The sequence below is a fragment of the Pseudomonas sp. XWY-1 genome, assembly GCF_002953115.1.
Classification (GTDB): Bacteria; Pseudomonadota; Gammaproteobacteria; order Pseudomonadales; family Pseudomonadaceae; genus Aquipseudomonas; species Aquipseudomonas alloputida.
In genome coordinates this window covers 4,224,232-4,242,048 of record NZ_CP026332.1, presented here as the reverse complement: position 1 = coordinate 4,242,048, position 17,817 = coordinate 4,224,232, and the positions used below count along the sequence as shown (strand labels likewise).

The following is a 17,817-nucleotide window of genomic DNA, read 5'->3' as shown; positions in this document are numbered from 1 at the left end:
TCAGGTGGGCCCTGAGTGGCTGTCGAGCAGGGCCATGAATGCCCTGGCCGCATTCGATAGCGTACGCTCCGTGTGCAGAATGTAGCCTAGCTGGCGCGACAGCTGTATGCCGGGTAAAGCGATGGGTGCAACCTGTTCGTCGAGCATGGTGCGTGGCAGCACGCTCCAGGCCAGGCCGATCGACACCATCATCTTGATGGTTTCCAGGTAGTTGGTGCTCATGGCGATGTTCGGCGTCAAGCCCTGGCTTTCGAACAGGCGCTGGACAATATGGTGGGTAAAGGTGTTGCCGCCGGGAAATACCGCCGGGTGGCGGGCGATGTCAGCCAGGCTGACCGACTGGTTGTTGGCCAGCGGGTGCTCGGGGGCGGCGACGAAGTCCAGGGCGTCGTCCCACACCGGCACGGCCTTGACCAAATGGTGCGGCTCGGGCGCCAGGGTGATAACGGCGATTTCGGCGCGGCCATGCAGAATCTCGTCGTAGGCCTGTTCCGAATCCATGAACTGAATATCCAGTGCCACTGCCGGGTACTGGCGGGTGAAAACCCGTAACAACGGGGGCAGGCGGTGAAGGCCGATGTGGTGGCTGGTGGCCAGGGTCAGGCGACCGCTCACGGCCCCGGTCAGATTGGTCAGCGCCCGTCGGGTATCATCCAGGACGTTGAGGATCTGGTACGCCCGCGGCAGCAGTGCGCGCCCGGCTTCAGTCAGGGTCACCTCGCGGCCCAGGCGGTCGAACAGGCGCACGTCCAGTTGCTGCTCCAGGCCGGCGATGCGTTTGCTGATGGCCGGCTGGGTCAGGAACAGGCGTTCGGCTGCGCCGGAAAAGCTGCCGGTTTCGGCAATGGCGATGAAGGCACTGAGGTTGGCCAGGTCCATGATGTTGTATTCCTTTGGGTTATCCAAAGCATAAAAATTATGAATTTGAGTTATTCAATCTAACCCCCTAGCATCGTCCGTACAAGCCAAGGGGTCTTTGGCATAGAAAGACGCTGATGAGGAACAGTCTGATGGCTGGCAAAACGCTCTACGACAAACTCTGGGAAGCCCATGAGGTCAAGCGCCGTGATGACGGCTCGTCCTTGATCTACATCGACCGCCACATCATCCACGAAGTGACGTCGCCCCAGGCCTTCGAAGGCCTGCGCCTGGCCAACCGCAAGCCATGGCGTATCGACGCCAACATCGCCACGCCCGACCACAACGTGCCGACCACGCCAGAGCGCAAGGGCGGTATCGAGGCGATCGTCGACCAGGTGTCGCGCCTGCAGGTGCAGACCCTCGACGAGAACTGTGACGAATACGGCATCGTCGAATTCAAGATGAACGACGAGCGCCAGGGCATCGTCCACGTCATCAGCCCGGAGCAGGGCGCCACCTTGCCGGGCATGACCGTGGTCTGCGGTGACTCGCACACCTCCACCCACGGCGCCTTCGGTGCCTTGGCCCATGGCATCGGCACTTCCGAGGTCGAGCACGTGCTCGCCACCCAGTGCCTGGTCGCCAAGAAGATGAAGAACATGCTGGTGCGCGTGGAAGGCCAATTGCCGGCCGGCGTTACCGCCAAGGACATCGTGTTGGCCGTGATCGGCAAGATCGGCACCGCCGGTGGAAACGGTCACGCCATGGAATTCGCAGGCAGTGCCATTCGCGAATTGTCGATGGAAGGCCGCATGACCATCTGCAACATGTCCATCGAAGCCGGTGCCCGCGTGGGCCTGGTGGCGACCGATGCCACTACCGTTGCCTACGTCGAAGGGCGCCCGTACGCGCCGAAGGGCGAGCAGTGGAAGCAAGCGGTCGAGTCGTGGAAGGACTTGGTGTCGGATGACGATGCCGTATTCGACACCGTGGTCGAGCTGGATGCCAGCCAGATCAAGCCACAGGTCAGCTGGGGTACTTCGCCCGAGATGGTCCTGGCCGTCGACCAGCGTGTACCAGACCCAGCTGCCGAGACCGACCTGGTCAAGCGTGGTTCGATCGAGCGTGCCTTGAAGTACATGGGGCTGACCGCCAACCAGGCGATCACCGACATCAAGCTGGACCGTGTGTTCATCGGCTCGTGCACCAACTCGCGAATCGAGGACCTGCGCGCTGCGGCGGAAATCGCCAAGGGCCGCAAGGTGGCCGCCAGCGTCAAGCAAGCCATCGTCGTGCCAGGTTCCGGTCTGGTCAAGGCCCAGGCCGAGCGTGAAGGCCTGGACAAGATCTTCCTCGAAGCCGGTTTCGAATGGCGTGAGCCAGGCTGCTCGATGTGCCTGGCGATGAACCCGGACCGCCTTGAAAGCGGCGAGCACTGTGCGTCCACCTCCAACCGCAACTTCGAAGGCCGTCAGGGCGCCGGTGGCCGTACCCACCTGGTCAGTCCGGCCATGGCCGCCGCTGCTGCTGTAGCGGGCCACTTCATCGATGTCCGCGAGTTGATCCAAGGGAGCGCAGCATGAAAGCCTTTACCCAGCACACTGGCCTCGTCGCACCGTTGGACCGTGCCAACGTCGACACCGACCAGATCATCCCCAAGCAGTTCTTGAAGTCGATCAAGCGCACCGGCTTTGGCCCGAACCTGTTCGACGAGTGGCGTTACCTGGACGTGGGTCAGCCCTACCAGGACAACAGCAAGCGCCCGCTCAACGAAGAGTTCGTGCTCAACCACGCGCGCTACCAAGGTGCCAGCGTGTTGCTGGCGCGGGAAAACTTTGGTTGCGGCTCCAGCCGTGAGCATGCCCCCTGGGCGTTGGACGAGTACGGTTTCCGCAGCATCATTGCGCCGAGCTTTGCCGACATTTTCTTCAACAACAGCTTCAAGAACGGCTTGCTGCCGATCATTCTCAGCGATGAGGAAGTCGACGAGCTGTTCAAGCAGGTCGAAGCCAACCCGGGCTACCAGCTGACCATCGACCTGCAGGCGCAGGCGGTGACCCGCCCGGATGGCAAGGTGCTGCACTTCGAAATCGATGCGTTCCGCAAGCACTGCCTGCTCAACGGTCTGGACGATATCGGCCTGACCCTGCAGGACAGCGACGCGATCAAGGCCTTCGAAGCCAAGCATCGCGCCAGCCAGCCTTGGCTGTTCCGTGATGCCTGAAGTTCATAGGTGACAGTGCGGGCCTCTTCGCTCCTACAGAAATTTACGCGGTCGCTGTAGGAGCGGGTTTACCCGCGAAGAGGCCGGCACAGGCAACAAAAATCTAAAGGAACGAGACATGACCAGCACCCAGCACATCGATGTGGTCCAACGCCAGTTCGGCGAACAGGCCAGCGCCTACCTCAGCAGCGCCGTGCACGCCCAAGGCAGTGAATTCGCCCTGCTGCAGGCTGAGCTGGCAGGGCAGGCCCATGCCCGCGTGCTGGACCTGGGCTGCGGTGCCGGTCATGTCAGCTTCCACGTCGCTCCGCTGGTTACCGAAGTGGTCGCCTACGACCTCTCGCAGTCCATGCTCGACGTGGTCGCCAGCGCCGCCGCCGAACGCGGCCTGGCCAATATCACGACCGAACGCGGCGCTGCCGAACGCCTGCCGTTCGCCGACGCTTCGTTCGACTTTGTCTTCAGCCGTTATTCGGCCCACCACTGGAGCGACCTGGGCCTGGCTCTGCGCGAGGTGCGCCGGGTGCTCAAGCCAGGTGGTGTGGCGGCGTTCATCGACGTGATGTCGCCGGGCAGCCCGCTGCTCGACACTTACCTGCAAACGGTCGAAGTGCTGCGCGACACCAGCCATGTGCGTGACTACTCCGCCGCCGAGTGGCAACGCCAGGTCAGCGAAGCCGGCCTGCACGTGCGCAGCCACACCCGCCAACCGTTGCGCCTGGAGTGGAGCACCTGGGTTGAGCGCATGCGCACCCCCGAGCCGATGCGCGTGGCCATCCGCCAATTGCAGCAAGCCATGGGCGAAGAAGTACGGCAGTATTACCAGATCGAGGCCGACGGCTCGTTCAGCACCGATGTGCTGGTGTTGTGGGCCGAGCGTTAAGCACTTTTCGGTGGGGCCCGCTTGGCCACGCCGCGTGAATGGATAGAGGAAAGCATGAGCAAGCAGATTCTGATTCTCCCAGGTGACGGTATCGGCCCGGAAATCATGGCCGAGGCAGTCAAGGTACTGGAGCTGGCCAACGACAAGTTCCAGCTCGGCTTCAGCCTGGCGCACGACTTGATTGGCGGTGCCGCCATCGACAAGCACGGCGTGCCGCTGGCCGACGAAACCCTGGAGCGTGCGCGCAAGGCCGATGCGGTGCTGCTGGGGGCTGTGGGCGGGCCGAAGTGGGACAAGATCGAGCGAGACATTCGCCCCGAGCGCGGCCTGCTGAAGATCCGCTCGCAACTGGGTCTGTTCGCCAACCTGCGCCCAGCCATCCTTTACCCACAACTGGCCGATGCTTCGTCGCTGAAGCCGGAAATCGTATCGGGCCTGGACATCCTCATCGTTCGTGAGCTGACCGGCGGCATCTACTTCGGTGCCCCGCGTGGCCAGCGCGAGCTGGAAGGTGGCGAACGCCAGGCCTACGACACCCTGCCGTACAGCGAAAGCGAAGTGCGCCGCATTGCCCGTGTCGGCTTCGACATGGCCCGCGTGCGCGGCAAGAAGCTGTGCTCGGTGGACAAGGCCAACGTTCTGGCCTCCAGCCAGCTGTGGCGTGAAGTGGTCGAAGACGTGGCCAAGGACTACCCGGACGTGGAACTCAGCCACATGTACGTCGACAACGCTGCCATGCAGCTGGTGCGTGCACCCAAACAGTTCGACGTGATGGTGACCGACAACATGTTCGGTGACATTCTGTCGGATGAAGCTTCCATGTTGACCGGTTCCATCGGCATGCTGCCGTCGGCGTCCCTGGATGCCGACAACAAGGGCATGTACGAGCCGTGCCACGGCTCGGCACCGGACATCGCCGGCCTTGGTATCGCCAACCCACTGGCGACCATTCTGTCGGTGTCGATGATGTTGCGTTACAGCTTCAATCAGTCGGCTGCCGCCGAGGCGATCGAGAAGGCCGTGAGCCTGGTTCTGGACCAGGGGCTGCGTACCGGCGACATCTTCTCGGAAGGCTGCCGCAAAGTTGGTACGCAGGAAATGGGCGACGCAGTAGTCGCAGCGCTGCGGAATCTGTAATCTCTCTGGCCCGCCCCCCAAAATTCCCGGTGGCGGCCCACTTTTAGCAAAGGTGTAGTTGCGATGAAACGTGTAGGTCTGATCGGTTGGCGCGGTATGGTCGGTTCCGTGCTCATGCAGCGGATGCTGGAGGAGCAGGATTTCGACCTTATCGAGCCGGTGTTCTTCACTACCTCCAATGTTGGTGGCCAGGGTCCGAACGTGGGCAAGGATACAGCGCCCCTCAAGGACGCTTATTCGATTGAAGAACTCAAGACCCTCGACGTGATCCTGACCTGCCAGGGCGGCGACTACACCAACGAGGTCTTCCCCAAGCTGCGTGAAGCCGGCTGGCAGGGTTACTGGATCGACGCCGCTTCGTCCCTGCGCATGCAGGATGACGCGGTGATCATCCTTGACCCGGTCAACCGCAAGGTCATCGACCAGCAGCTGGACGCCGGTACCAAGAACTACATCGGTGGCAACTGCACCGTCAGCCTGATGCTGATGGGCCTGGGTGGCCTGTTCGAGGCCGGTCTGGTCGAGTGGATGAGCGCCATGACCTACCAGGCGGCGTCGGGTGCCGGCGCGCAGAACATGCGCGAGCTGATCAAGCAGATGGGTGCTACCCACGCGGCAGTGGCCGATGACCTGGCCAACCCGGCCAGCGCCATTCTCGATATCGACCGCAAGGTTGCCGAGACCATGCGCAGCGAAGCGTTCCCGACCGAGAACTTCGGCGTGCCGCTGGCGGGCAGCCTGATCCCATGGATCGACAAGGAACTGCCGAACGGTCAGAGCCGTGAAGAGTGGAAGGCCCAGGCCGAAACCAACAAGATCCTCGGTCGCTTCAAGAGCCCGATCCCGGTCGACGGCATCTGCGTGCGCATTGGCGCCATGCGCTGCCACAGCCAGGCGCTGACCATCAAGCTGAACAAGGACGTGCCGATCGCCGACATCGAAGGCATGATCAGCCAGCACAACCCTTGGGTGAAGCTGGTGCCGAACCAGCGTGAAATCAGCATGCAGGAACTGACCCCGACCAAGGTCACCGGCACCCTGAACATCCCGGTTGGCCGCCTGCGCAAGCTGAACATGGGTTCGCAGTACCTGGGCGCGTTCACCGTGGGTGACCAGCTGCTGTGGGGCGCCGCCGAACCGCTGCGCCGCATGTTGCGGATTCTGCTGGAGCGTTGATCGTTCAGGCTTCACCTGAAAAATACCGCACTGGTGACAGTGCGGTATTTTTTTATGCCTGAAGGTATGCATTTGGGTCGCGGGCCTAATCGCTGGATAAGTCATGCCGCTGTTTAATGGCGAAATGTCTGCTCTGACAGCCCCCTTGCTCTTGCTCTTGCTCTTGCTCTTGCCGTTGCCGTTGCCGTTGCCGTTGCTTTTGCTTCTAAGTGCGCGGTAGTTCAGGCGACGCAGATTGCGACTTCAGGAGGCCGAGCGCAGGGCTTGCGAAGGGAGGTGACGGGCATGGATGCCCGTCAAGCGCTGGGCCCCAGGATGGGGCCTGCAGCGCGGTCCTCCCGGGAGCAAACCCGGAGCGAGGGGACCCCGGAGCGCAGCGCAGGGGCCGGATGATGGGAGCCAACGGCTTTGGTTACTTTGGCCACGACCAAAGTAACCCGCCGGAAGGGCGGAAAGGTGACGATGCGCCACCTGCGCGAATGAATACCTACTCGGTGTGAGTGCGCACATCCAAGAAGCAAGACGCAATCGAGCAACAGCAACAGCAGCGCCGGGTGGGCACAGACAAAACCTTGCAATCCGAGTAAAGTGCCGCCCCCGCCGTTTACAGCAAAAGGATCCCTTCCATGACACACCCTTTGGATATCGCCGTCGTCGGCGCCACCGGCAGCGTCGGTGAAGCCTTGGTGCAGATCCTCGAGGAACTGGCATTCCCGGTTGCCACCCTGCACCTGCTGGCCAGCATGGAATCGGCGGGCAGCAGCGTGATGTTCGCTGGCAAGAAACTGAAGGTGCGCGAAGTCGACAGCTTCGACTTCACCCAGGTCAAGCTGGCCTTCTTCGCCACCGGCGCCGCCGTCAGCCGCAGCTTTGCCGGCAAGGCGCTGCAGGCGGGCTGCACGGTCATCGACCTGTCCGGCGGCCTGGACGACGCCCTGGCCCTGGTGCCGGAAGCCAACGCCGAACGCCTGGCCAGCCTGTCGTTGCCAGCGCGCATTGTCAGCCCATGCTCGGCCGCAGTAGCCCTGGCCGTCGCGCTGGCGCCGCTCAAAGGCCTGCTGGACATCGAGCGGGTGCAAGTGATGGCCGCATTGGCGGTGTCTGCGCAAGGCCGTGAAGCGGTCAGCGAGCTCGCCCGGCAAACCGCCGAACTGCTCAATGCCCGCCCGCTGGAGCCGCGTTTCTTCGACCGCCAGGTGGCATTCAACCTGCTGGCCCAAGTCGGTGCTACCGACGAGCAGGGCCATACCGCGCTGGAGCGCCGCCTGGTCAGCGAACTGCGCGTGCTGCTGGGCTTGCCTGAACTGAAGATTTCCGTGAGCTGTGTTCAAGTCCCGGTGTTTTTCGGCGATAGCTTCAGTGTGGCCGTGCAAAGCCGTCGCCCGGTAGACCTGGCAGCGGTCAACCAGGCCCTGGAGGCAGCCGACAGCATCGAACGGGTGGAAAACGATGATTATCCGACCCCGGTAGGTGACGCAGTGGGCCAAGACGTGGTCTATGTTGGACGTGTACGTCACGGTGTTGATGAAGACCAGCAACTCAACCTCTGGCTAACCACCGACAACGTGCGCAAAGGCGCCGCGCTCAATGCCGTGCAAGTGGCGCAATTGTTGATTAAACACATGCCGTAAAAGATACTGGCGAGCACTTTTGTCCTGCTCCGCATGCAGGTTTCGGGACGATTCATACAAGGGAAGAGGTCATGCTTCGAATTCGCAAACTGGTTCTGGCCATGGCTGCAGCATCCGCGCTGTCGTCTGGCATGGCGAATGCGCTGGGCCTGGGGGAGCTGACCCTGAAGTCGGCACAGAATCAGCCGCTGGACGCCGAGATCGAATTGCTCGACGTGCGCGACCTCAAAGCCGCCGAAGTGGCGCCGAGCCTGGCGCCACCGGAAGAGTTCAGCAAGGCCGGGGTGGCGTTTCCGACCTACCTCGAAGACCTGACCTTCACACCGGTGATCAACCCCAACGGCAAAAGTGTGCTGCGCGTGACCTCCAGTCAGCCGCTGCCAGGTCCGGTGGTCAAGTTCCTGGTGCAGGTGATGTGGCCGCAGGGCCGCCTGCTGCGTGACTATAGCGTGCTGCTCGATCAGGCCAAGGCACAGGGCGACCAGCCGGCGGCAGGCAATGTCACACCGGCCATCACCGGTGCCAGCAGCTACACCACCCAGCGTCGCGACACCTTGTGGCAGATTGCCGCGCGTAACACCCAGGGTGGATCGATCCAGCAGACCATGATCGCGATCCAGGCTTTGAACCCGGACGCCTTCATCGGCAACAACATCAACCAGCTGAAGGTTGGCCAGGTACTGCGCCTGCCCGACCAGCAGCAGATCCAGAGCATCGCCCAGGGCGAGGCGAACCGCGAGGTGGCCGAGCAGTATGCGGCCTGGCGTGAAGGCCGTCGCCTGGGGCCGCGTGCCCGCCAGCTGGATGCCACCCGCCGTGGCGCCGCCGAGGCTGCACCGTCGCGTATCGCCCAGGGCGACAACCTGCGCCTGGTCAGCCCGGGCAACCAGGCCGGTGCAGGCCAGGCCAAGGCGTTGAATGACGAGCTGGCCATGGCCCAGGAAAGCCTGGACACCAGCCGTCGCGACAACGAAGAACTGAAAAGCCGCATGGCCGACCTGCAGAGCCAACTGGACAAGCTGCAGCGCCTGATCGAGCTGAAGAACAACCAGTTGGCACGCCTGGAAGGCCAGGGCGCAGCCGCGTCGGCAGCGGCTGCCGATACCCCGGAGCAGCCCGTGGTCAATCCGGCACCTGCTGCTGCCGATACCGCACCCCAGCCTGTGCCGGACACCCAGCCAGCGCCCGCCAGCCAGCCGAAGGGAGCGCTCGACTCGGTCCTGGGCAACCCCTGGCTTCTGGGGGTGATTGCCGGTTCCAGCATCCTGGTGCTGGCACTGCTGCTGTGGCTGCTGGCGCGCAAACGCAAGGCCCAGCAAGAAGCCGAGAAGCACCTGCGCATGGCGCGGGCGCTGGAAGAAGAGCAGGGCATAGGTTTCGACAGCGATACCGAGAGCTTCGACGGCGTCGAATCCCGGGAGCCTGGCGTAACCCTGTCGCCGGCTGTGGTTGCCGCTTCGGCTGCAGCTGCCGTTGCTGCGGAAAAAGTGGCAGAACCGGTCACCGAGGCAGCGCCCGAGCCTGAACCACAAGCAGACCCGCACGCCGCGCTGCTGGCGCAAGTCGACCAATGCCTGGCCGAAGGCCGTCTTAATCGTGCCACCGAGCTGCTGGAGCCCGCCGTGGCCGCCGCGCCGGAGCGAGACGACCTGCGCCTGAAACTGATGGACGTGTACGCCCGTCAGGGTGACCAGAGCGCGTTCGCTGAACAGGAGCGTCAGTTGCCGGCCAGCGAGCAGAACGTTGCTGAAGTCGCCGGCCTGAAAGAGCGTTACCCCGCCATGCTCGGCCTGGCCGCTGCCGGCCTGGGTGCGGCGGCGCTGGCTGCCGAAATGGATGAGCAGTACGTCCAAGAGCTGCTGCACGATGAGCCCGAAGCGCCGGTGGTTGCCGATGTGGTGCCTGACGAGTTGTCCGGGTTCGAGCCGCAAGAGCAGGCCGAGCCAGAGGCTGTCGCGCAAGCAGCGCCTGACGCTGAGCTGGACGCCTTCGATGAAGTGCCAGCGCTCGATGCAACGGACCTGGCCGAGCAGGATCTGGACAGCGCCTTCGACCTGAGCCTGGGGGAAGACCTGGCCGATCAAGACCCGCTGGCCGCGTCCGTGCTGGACGAGCCGATGGCACAGGGGGGCGTACCCGACGAGCTGGTAATCGCTGAGCCTGTGCTGGATGAGCCCGTACAGGAAGAAGCTCAGCCGGAAGAACAGCCCTTTGCCGTGGATGCCGAGCTGCAAGCCGAAGCCGACGCCGATTTCGAGGCCATGCTGGCTCAGGCCGAGCCTCAGCCTGCCGTGGACCTGTCTGATTTCGACCTCGACGTCAGCGAGCCGGTTGCCCCGGCTGCCCCTGAGGCGCTGGAGCAAGATCCGCTGGATGTCACCGCCGAACTGGCTGCCTTCGACAGCGAACCGGAGTTTGATCCGGTCTCCGAGTTCGACTTGCCATCGGACTTCGACCTGTCCCTGTCGCTGGAAGATGATTCGCCGGCAGCCAAGAGCTTTGCCTCGGAGCTCAATGACGTCAACGCCGAGCTGGACAAGCTGTCGCAGAGCCTCGAAACGCCATCGCTGGAGCCGCATTTCACCAGTGAAGACGCGGTTGCGCAGCCAGAGCCCGAGCCTTTGGATGACCTGGACTTCGACTTCTTCTCCGGCAGTGACGAAGTTGCCACCAAGCTCGACCTGGCCCGTGCCTATATCGACATGGGTGACAGCCAGGGCGCGCGCGACATCCTGGATGAAGTGGTCAAGGATGGTGACGACAGCCAGCGTCAGGAAGCCGAGGACATGCTCTCCCGGCTGGTCTGATGCAAGCAGGGCAGGCCTCTTCGCGGGCTTGCCCGCACCCACGGGATCCCCACAGGTTGTCGACCTTGTGAGTGGCCTGTGGGAGCGAGCCCGCCCGCGAAGAGGCCCGCACATGCAGTGCGCATCCAACGGCAGCCCTACGAGGCTGCCGTTGTCGTTATAATCCCCGCCATTCCGTACACCCCACAGGTTTCATGCTCTTGGACATCATCGATACCGCTACCGCCGAATCCGCGGCCGAAGGCTACTCCCGCATCGCCCTGGGCGTGGAATACAAAGGCGCGCGCTACCGCGGCTGGCAACGTCAGGCCAGCGGCGTGCCGAGTGTCCAGCAAGCCCTGGAGCAAGCGCTGTCCAAGGTCGCCAACGAGCCGATTTCGGTGGTCTGCGCCGGGCGTACCGACGCCGGCGTTCACGGCTGCGGGCAGGTCGTTCACTTTGATACCCGTGCCGTGCGTGACGAGCGCGCCTGGACCATGGGTACCAACTTCAACCTGCCGCACGACATCAGTGTGGTCTGGTCGCGGCCCATGCCGGCCGATTTTCATGCCCGCTTCAAGGCCTGCGCCCGGCGCTACCGCTACGTCATCTACAACGACCCGATTCGCCCGGCGCACCTGGCCGAAGAAGTGACCTGGAACCACCGTCCGCTGGACGTCGATCGCATGGCCCAGGCGGCGCAGTACCTGCTCGGTACCCACGACTTCAGCGCCTTCCGCGCCAGCCAGTGTCAGGCCAAGTCACCGATCAAGCACATCTACCACCTGCGTGTTACCCGCCATGGCCAGATGATCGTGCTGGACGTGCGTGCCACCGCGTTCCTGCACCACATGGTGCGTAACATTGCCGGTGTGCTGATGGCCATCGGTGCGGGCGAGCGTCCGGTTGCCTGGGCACGCGAGGTGCTTGAAGGGCGCAACCGCCGTGAAGGTGGGGTAACAGCCCACCCATACGGGCTTTACCTGGTGCAGGTGGAGTACCCCGAAGCGTTTGCGTTGCCCAAGCGTTACATCGGCCCACACTTTTTGAGTGGTTACGAGGCGTTGGCAGACTGACGAGCGAAAAGCCATTTGCTAACATCCGCCCTTTCGCCGCAACAATCAGGGTTCTTGTTCCATGAGCAATGTTCGCAGCAAGATCTGCGGGATTACCCGCATCGAAGACGCACTGGCCGCTGCCGAAGCGGGGGCCGATGCCATCGGCTTCGTCTTCTATGCCAAGAGCCCGCGGGCGGTGGACGTGCGCCAGGCGCGGGCGATCATTGCCGAGTTGCCGCCGTTCGTGACCACGGTCGGGTTGTTCGTCAATGCCTCGCGCTGCGAGCTGAACGAGATCCTCGAAGTGGTCCCGCTGGACCTGCTACAGTTTCACGGCGATGAAACTCCGCAGGACTGTGAAGGCTACCACCGCCCCTGGATCAAGGCCCTGCGTGTGCGCCCTGGCGATGACCTGGAGGCGGCCAGTCGGCTTTACGCGGGTGCCCGCGGCATTTTGCTCGACACCTATGTACCGGGCGTGCCAGGGGGAACCGGCGAGGCGTTCGACTGGTCATTGGTACCGGCGCGTCTTGGCAAGCCGATCATCCTAGCGGGCGGGCTGTCGGCCGATAACGTTGGCCAGGCCATTGCCCAGGTAAAGCCTTATGCGGTGGATGTCAGCGGTGGCGTCGAACAGGCCAAGGGCATCAAGGATGCGGCGAAGATCGCGGCCTTCATGCGTGCGGTGAAACAGGCTTGATGGCAGATGTGACGGCTGGCTGCGCGCCATCGTCCATAGCTTTCGCAGCCCTGCGGGCCGCATGCCAGCACCTGTGGCGGCAAAAAAACACATTAGCGGTGGAGTGGCGCGCTGGAAGCCCCGGCGGCCGGTCCACCATCGTTTCATAAAAGATTTTGAGCTCAAGGGCAGGGCAGGGCCGGTGACGCCGTCCCCCGCCTGCCAATACTGGAGAAAGAAAGCATGAGCAACTGGTTAGTCGACAAACTGATCCCTTCGATCATGCGTTCCGAGGTGAAAAAGAGCTCGGTGCCTGAGGGCCTGTGGCACAAGTGCCCGTCCTGCGAGGCCGTGCTGTATCGTCCGGAGCTGGAAAAGACCCTGGATGTCTGCCCCAAGTGCAACCACCACATGCGCATCGGCGCACGTGCGCGCATCGACATCTTCCTTGACGCCGAAGGCCGGGCCGAACTGGGCGCTGACCTGGAACCGGTCGACCGCCTGAAATTCCGTGATGGCAAGAAGTACAAGGACCGCCTGACCGCTGCGCAGAAGCAGACCGGCGAAAAGGACGCGCTGATCTCCATGAGCGGCACCCTGATGGGCATGCCGATCGTGGTTAGTGCCTTCGAGTTCTCGTTCATGGGCGGCTCCATGGGTGCCATCGTCGGCGAGCGCTTCGTGCGCGCGGCCAACTATGCCCTGGAAAACCGCTGCCCAATGGTTTGCTTCTCCGCTTCGGGCGGTGCGCGCATGCAGGAAGCGCTGATCTCGCTTATGCAGATGGCCAAGACCTCTGCCGTGCTGGCGCGCCTGCGCGAAGAAGGCATCCCGTTCATCTCGGTCCTGACCGACCCGGTGTATGGCGGTGTTTCCGCCAGCCTGGCGATGCTCGGCGACGTCATCGTCGGTGAGCCGAAGGCCCTGATCGGTTTCGCCGGCCCACGCGTGATCGAGCAGACCGTACGCGAGAAGCTGCCTGAAGGCTTCCAGCGCAGCGAGTTCCTGCTGGAGCACGGTGCCATCGACCTGATCATCTCCCGGGGCGAATTGCGCCCGCGTCTGGCCCGCCTGCTGGCGCAGATGACCGGTCAGCAAACGCCGGAAGAAGCGCGTGAGGCGGCTGCCGTCGCGTGATGAAACAACGATCCCTGGGCGAATGGCTCGCCTACCTCGAGCAGTTGCACCCCTCGGCCATCGACATGGGCCTGGAGCGGTCGCAGAAGGTGCTTGCCCGCTTGGCGCTGGGCAAGCTGGCGCCGCGCGTGGTGACGGTAACCGGCACCAACGGCAAGGGTTCGACCTGCGCCTTCGTGGCGTCGTTGCTGCGTGCCCAGGGGCTCAAGGTCGGCGTGTACAGTTCGCCGCACCTGCTACGTTACAACGAGCGGGTGGTGATCGATGGTCAAGAGGCCAGCGATGAGCGCCTGTGCGAAGCCTTCGCCGCCGTCGAGGCGGTGCGGGGCGATATTTCCCTGACCTACTTCGAGATGGGGACGTTGGCCGCGTTCTGGTTGTTCTACCAGTCGCAGCTGGATGCGGTGGTGCTGGAGGTGGGCCTGGGTGGCCGCCTGGATACCGTCAACGTAGTGGATGCCGACTTCGCCCTGGTGACCAGCATCGGTGTCGACCATGTTGATTACCTGGGTGATACCCGCGAGCTGGTGGCCTTCGAGAAGGCGGGCATCTTCCGCCCGGGCAAGCCGGCCCTGTGCGGTGATCTGGATCCGCCCGGGCCGTTGCTGGACAAGGCCGCCGAACTGGCCGCGCCACTGTTCCTGCGCGGTCGGGAATTCGACCTGGCCAGCGCCGATGGCTGCTGGAGCTGGCGTGGTACTGCCGCCGATGGCGCGCAGGTCGAGCTGCGTGACCTGCCTTTGCTTGACCTGCCCATGGAAAACGCCACGCTGGCCTTGCAGGCTTACCTGCTGATGGGGCTGCCGTGGGACGCGGCGCAAGTCCGCCAGGCGCTGCTGGAAACCCGTATCACTGGGCGTCTCGACCTCCGTAATGTGAACTGGCAGGGCAAACCGGTAGCGTTGCTGCTGGATGTCGGGCACAACCCGCATGCGGCGCAGTACCTGGCCAGGCGCCTGGCGGCCCGGCCGCTGAAGGGGCGCCGCCTCGCGGTCTTTGGTCTGCTCGCCGACAAGGATCTGGAGGGCGTTATCGCGCCGCTGCAGGGCCTCATCGACGACTGGGCGGTGGCGCCGCTGGATACCCCGCGCAGTCGCCCGGCCGCAGAACTGGCCTCGTCCTTGGCGAACCTCGGTGCCGCGGTGAAGTCTTATGCCAGCGTCGACGCCGCCCTTGAAGGGCAATGTGCGCAGGCGACGGCGGATGATCAGATCCTGCTGTTCGGTTCGTTTTTCTGTGTCGCCCAGGCGCTGGAATGGCTGGAGCGGCACGCCCAGGAGGGTGGAATAGATGGCTGTGCTGGATAAAGGGATGAAACAGCGCATGGTGGGTGCGCTGGTGCTGGTGGCGCTGGCGGTTATCTTCCTGCCGATGCTGTTTACCCGCCAGGACGAGATGCGCCAGGTGCACGTCGAAGCCCCGCAGGCACCGGCCATGCCCAGCCTGCCGGAAGTGAAGGTGGAGCCGGTTGCCGTGCCGGAGCCACAGGTTATTGCGCAGGAGGCGCAGCAGGCGCCGGTGGTGATCGACGAGGCCACTGCGCCGGCGAGTACACCCAGCCAGCCAATCACCCCGTCGCCACAGACCCAGGCGCAGGTTCAGCCACCCAAGCCGCAGGCGCCCGCGCCCAAGGTGGAGGCCAAAGCCGCTGCAACACCCGCGCCTGCCGCGCCATCGAAGATCGACGCCAATGGCCTGCCCGTCAGTTGGTCGATCCAGCTGGCCAGTCTGTCCAACCGCGCTGGAGCCGAAAAGCTGCAGCAAACCCTGCGTAGCCAGGGTTACAACGCCTATATCCGTACGGCGGGTGGCATGAACCGCGTGTACGTGGGGCCGTTGATCGAGCGCGCCGAGGCCGAGCGCGTGCGTGACGCCATCAACCGTCAGAACAGCCTCAAGGGCTTTGTGGTGCGCTTCCAGCCTGAGCGCAGCTGATTCCCCGGGGCGGCTAGGCCGCCCATTCGCGGGTGAGCCCGCGCCTGCAGGTACTGTGCCGCTGCAAGGCTTACCCGGAACCTGTCGGGGCGGGTTTGCCTGCCAAGGCCCAACACCAATCCAGCTGACATTCCGCTTACTCCCGGCCCTCTGCTCTGGTAAAATGCGCCGCCTCAAACGTCTGCAGGCAACACCGTGGCATTTACCTTGGTTGATTGGGCGATCATCGCGATCATCGCCGTCTCCACACTGATCAGTCTCAAGCGCGGCTTCGTCAAGGAGGCCTTGTCCTTGCTCATCTGGATCATTGCCGGTGCGGTTGCCTGGATGTTCGGCGGTTCGCTCTCGGTGTATCTTGAGAGCTATATCCAGACGCCATCGATGCGCATCATCGCTGGCTGCGCCATTCTTTTCGTCGCCACCTTGCTGGTGGGGGCCATGGTCAACTTCCTTGTCGGTGAGCTGATCCGCGTGACCGGGCTGTCCGGCACCGATCGTTTCCTGGGCATGGCCTTTGGCGCTGCGCGCGGGGCCTTGCTGGTAGTGGTGGCCATAGGCCTGATCAGCCTGGGGCCGGTTCAACAAGACACCTGGTGGCAGGAATCACGCCTGATACCACAATTTCTCTTGGTCGCCGACTGGTCGAAAAACCTGATTCTGGGGTTCACCGACCAATGGACGCCCAGTGGGCTGATCAGCACTCCGGCTGATCTTCCGTTCAAGGAACAGTTGCTCGGGCCGTCCAAGCCCTGAGCGCTATTCACTCAAGTTTCATCAAAGTAGGGGTTGCGTCGCATGTGTGGCATCGTCGGTATCGTCGGTAAGTCGAACGTCAATCAGGCGCTGTATGACGCGCTTACGGTCCTCCAGCACCGCGGCCAGGACGCTGCCGGTATCGTGACCAGCCATGACGGCCGGTTGTTCCTGCGCAAGGATAATGGCCTGGTGCGCGACGTGTTCCAGCAGCGCCACATGCAGCGCCTGGTAGGCAACATCGGCATCGGCCACGTGCGCTACCCGACTGCGGGCAGCTCGACCTCGGCCGAGGCCCAGCCGTTCTACGTCAACTCGCCTTACGGCATCACCCTGGCTCACAACGGCAACCTGACCAACGTCGAGCAGTTGGCCAAGGAGATCTACGAGTCCGACCTGCGCCACGTCAACACCAACTCCGACTCGGAAGTGCTGCTGAACGTGTTCGCCCATGAGCTGGCGGTGCGCGGCAAGCTGCAGCCGACCGAAGAAGACGTGTTCGCTGCGGTCTCTCATGTGCACAGCCGCTGCGTTGGCGGTTACGCCGTGGTGGCCATGATCACCGGCTATGGCATCGTCGGTTTCCGCGACCCCCATGGCATTCGCCCGGTGGTGTTCGGCCAGCGTCACACCGACGAAGGCGTGGAATACATGATCGCCTCGGAAAGCGTCGCCCTGGACGTGCTCGGCTTCACCCTGATCCGCGACCTGGCGCCGGGCGAAGCGGTGTACATCACCGAAGAAGGCCAGTTGTTCACCAAGCAGTGCGCCGAATCGCCAAAGTTGCAGCCGTGCATCTTCGAGCACGTCTACCTGGCGCGCCCGGACTCGATCATCGATGGGGTCTCGGTGTACAAGGCGCGTCTGCGCATGGGTGAAAAGCTGGCCGACAAGATCATGCGCGAGCGCCCCGATCATGATATCGACGTGGTCATCCCGATCCCGGATACCAGTCGTACTGCCGCGCTGGAACTGGCCAACCGGTTGGGCGTCAAGTTCCGCGAAGGTTTCGTCAAGAACCGTTACATCGGCCGTACCTTCATCATGCCCGGCCAGGCCGCGCGCAAGAAGTCGGTGCGTCAGAAGCTCAACGCCATCGAGCTGGAGTTCCGCGGCAAGAATGTGATGCTGGTGGACGATTCGATCGTGCGCGGTACCACCTGCAAGCAGATCATCCAGATGGCCCGCGAAGCCGGCGCCAAGAATGTCTACTTCTGCTCCGCGGCCCCTGCAGTACGCTACCCCAACGTCTACGGCATCGACATGCCGAGTGTTCACGAACTGATCGCCCACAACCGCACCACCGAACAGGTGGGTGAGTTGATTGGCGCCGATTGGCTGGTCTATCAGGACCTGCCAGACCTGATCGACTCGGTCGGCGGCGGCAAGATCAAGATCGAGCAGTTCGATTGCGCGGTGTTCAACGGCGAGTACGTCACTGGCGATATCGACGAAGCCTACCTCGACCGCATCGAGCAGGCCCGTAACGACTTGGCCAAGGTCAAGAACCAGGCCGTCAGCGCGATCATCGACCTTTACAACAACTGATTTTGGGAG

General features: G+C 63.4%; 15 protein-coding genes. 14 read left to right on the top strand and 1 reads right to left on the bottom strand.

The features are described from left to right. On the bottom strand, nucleotides 1–879 hold the full coding sequence (locus PRJ_RS19665) for a LysR family transcriptional regulator (RefSeq protein WP_010953001.1): 879 nt from the start codon (nucleotides 877–879) through the stop codon (nucleotides 1–3). A gap of 131 nt (nucleotides 880–1,010) precedes the next feature. On the opposite strand from PRJ_RS19665, the gene leuC reads away from it, so the two are divergent. The 14 genes from leuC to purF all read left to right on the top strand — a co-directional run bounded on the left by leuC (nucleotide 1,011) and on the right by purF (nucleotide 17,808). Beyond that, a complete protein-coding gene (gene leuC, locus PRJ_RS19660) occupies nucleotides 1,011–2,444 on the top strand; it encodes a 3-isopropylmalate dehydratase large subunit (RefSeq protein WP_010953002.1) in 1,434 nt (477 codons plus the stop codon). Continuing rightward, the gene (leuD, locus tag PRJ_RS19655) at nucleotides 2,441–3,085 is read left to right on the top strand and encodes a 3-isopropylmalate dehydratase small subunit (protein ID WP_020192544.1); all 645 of its coding nucleotides are present in this window, start codon (nucleotides 2,441–2,443) and stop codon (nucleotides 3,083–3,085) included. The genes leuC and leuD overlap by 4 nt, the downstream gene beginning before the upstream one ends. A gap of 118 nt (nucleotides 3,086–3,203) precedes the next feature. After that, a complete protein-coding gene (locus tag PRJ_RS19650) occupies nucleotides 3,204–3,968 on the top strand; it encodes a class I SAM-dependent methyltransferase (protein ID WP_104887237.1) in 765 nt (254 codons plus the stop codon). Nucleotides 3,969–4,022: 54 nt separating this feature from the next. Further along, nucleotides 4,023–5,105, top strand: a complete 1,083-nt coding sequence (gene leuB / locus PRJ_RS19645; protein ID WP_020192546.1) for a 3-isopropylmalate dehydrogenase — start codon at nucleotides 4,023–4,025, stop codon at nucleotides 5,103–5,105. A 63-nt stretch (nucleotides 5,106–5,168) separates the two neighbouring features. Next, on the top strand, nucleotides 5,169–6,281 hold the full coding sequence (gene asd, locus PRJ_RS19640) for an aspartate-semialdehyde dehydrogenase (RefSeq protein WP_003247195.1): 1,113 nt from the start codon (nucleotides 5,169–5,171) through the stop codon (nucleotides 6,279–6,281). A 626-nt stretch (nucleotides 6,282–6,907) separates the two neighbouring features. Next, nucleotides 6,908–7,912, top strand: coding sequence for an aspartate-semialdehyde dehydrogenase (locus PRJ_RS19635; RefSeq protein WP_104962276.1), 1,005 nt, complete (start codon nucleotides 6,908–6,910; stop codon nucleotides 7,910–7,912). A gap of 71 nt (nucleotides 7,913–7,983) precedes the next feature. Continuing rightward, nucleotides 7,984–10,719, top strand: a complete 2,736-nt coding sequence (locus PRJ_RS19630) for a FimV/HubP family polar landmark protein (RefSeq protein ID WP_104962275.1) — start codon at nucleotides 7,984–7,986, stop codon at nucleotides 10,717–10,719. Between the two features lie 194 nt (nucleotides 10,720–10,913). Next, entirely contained in the window at nucleotides 10,914–11,774 is an 861-nt protein-coding gene (gene truA / locus PRJ_RS19620) for a tRNA pseudouridine(38-40) synthase TruA (protein WP_104962274.1), read from the top strand. Nucleotides 11,775–11,835: 61 nt separating this feature from the next. After that, nucleotides 11,836–12,456, top strand: coding sequence for a phosphoribosylanthranilate isomerase (locus PRJ_RS19615; RefSeq protein ID WP_104962273.1), 621 nt, complete (start codon nucleotides 11,836–11,838; stop codon nucleotides 12,454–12,456). Between the two features lie 222 nt (nucleotides 12,457–12,678). Beyond that, complete coding sequence (gene accD / locus PRJ_RS19610) at nucleotides 12,679–13,572, top strand: acetyl-CoA carboxylase, carboxyltransferase subunit beta (RefSeq protein WP_004574892.1); 894 nt, start codon at nucleotides 12,679–12,681, stop codon at nucleotides 13,570–13,572. Beyond that, nucleotides 13,572–14,879, top strand: a complete 1,308-nt coding sequence (folC, locus tag PRJ_RS19605; protein ID WP_104962272.1) for a bifunctional tetrahydrofolate synthase/dihydrofolate synthase — start codon at nucleotides 13,572–13,574, stop codon at nucleotides 14,877–14,879. Before accD ends, folC begins: the two co-directional genes overlap by 1 nt. After that, nucleotides 14,863–15,507, top strand: coding sequence for an SPOR domain-containing protein (locus tag PRJ_RS19600; RefSeq protein ID WP_010953010.1), 645 nt, complete (start codon nucleotides 14,863–14,865; stop codon nucleotides 15,505–15,507). The genes folC and PRJ_RS19600 overlap by 17 nt, the downstream gene beginning before the upstream one ends. A 195-nt stretch (nucleotides 15,508–15,702) precedes the next feature. Beyond that, nucleotides 15,703–16,260 (top strand): CvpA family protein, encoded by a 558-nt coding sequence (locus PRJ_RS19595; RefSeq protein WP_010953011.1) that lies wholly within the window; start codon nucleotides 15,703–15,705, stop codon nucleotides 16,258–16,260. A gap of 42 nt (nucleotides 16,261–16,302) precedes the next feature. Further along, nucleotides 16,303–17,808, top strand: coding sequence for an amidophosphoribosyltransferase (purF, locus tag PRJ_RS19590; RefSeq protein WP_003247207.1), 1,506 nt, complete (start codon nucleotides 16,303–16,305; stop codon nucleotides 17,806–17,808). The last annotated feature ends 9 nt before the right edge of the window (nucleotides 17,809–17,817 follow it).

Bases quoted from the DNA above. Each gene is read 5' to 3' on its own strand.
- PRJ_RS19600 (WP_010953010.1), top strand. From the start codon at position 14,863: ATGGCTGTGCTGGATAAAGGGATGAAACAGCGCATGGTGGGTGCGCTG.
- leuD (WP_020192544.1), top strand. From the start codon at position 2,441: ATGAAAGCCTTTACCCAGCACACTGGCCTCGTCGCACCGTTGGACCGT.
- purF (WP_003247207.1), top strand. From the start codon at position 16,303: ATGTGTGGCATCGTCGGTATCGTCGGTAAGTCGAACGTCAATCAGGCG.
- folC (WP_104962272.1), top strand. From the start codon at position 13,572: ATGAAACAACGATCCCTGGGCGAATGGCTCGCCTACCTCGAGCAGTTG.
- leuB (WP_020192546.1), top strand. From the start codon at position 4,023: ATGAGCAAGCAGATTCTGATTCTCCCAGGTGACGGTATCGGCCCGGAA.
- truA (WP_104962274.1), top strand. From the start codon at position 10,914: ATGCTCTTGGACATCATCGATACCGCTACCGCCGAATCCGCGGCCGAA.
- asd (WP_003247195.1), top strand. From the start codon at position 5,169: ATGAAACGTGTAGGTCTGATCGGTTGGCGCGGTATGGTCGGTTCCGTG.
- accD (WP_004574892.1), top strand. From the start codon at position 12,679: ATGAGCAACTGGTTAGTCGACAAACTGATCCCTTCGATCATGCGTTCC.
- leuC (WP_010953002.1), top strand. From the start codon at position 1,011: ATGGCTGGCAAAACGCTCTACGACAAACTCTGGGAAGCCCATGAGGTC.
- PRJ_RS19665 (WP_010953001.1), bottom strand. From the start codon at position 879: ATGGACCTGGCCAACCTCAGTGCCTTCATCGCCATTGCCGAAACCGGC.
- PRJ_RS19650 (WP_104887237.1), top strand. From the start codon at position 3,204: ATGACCAGCACCCAGCACATCGATGTGGTCCAACGCCAGTTCGGCGAA.
- PRJ_RS19615 (WP_104962273.1), top strand. From the start codon at position 11,836: ATGAGCAATGTTCGCAGCAAGATCTGCGGGATTACCCGCATCGAAGAC.
- PRJ_RS19630 (WP_104962275.1), top strand. From the start codon at position 7,984: ATGCTTCGAATTCGCAAACTGGTTCTGGCCATGGCTGCAGCATCCGCG.
- PRJ_RS19635 (WP_104962276.1), top strand. From the start codon at position 6,908: ATGACACACCCTTTGGATATCGCCGTCGTCGGCGCCACCGGCAGCGTC.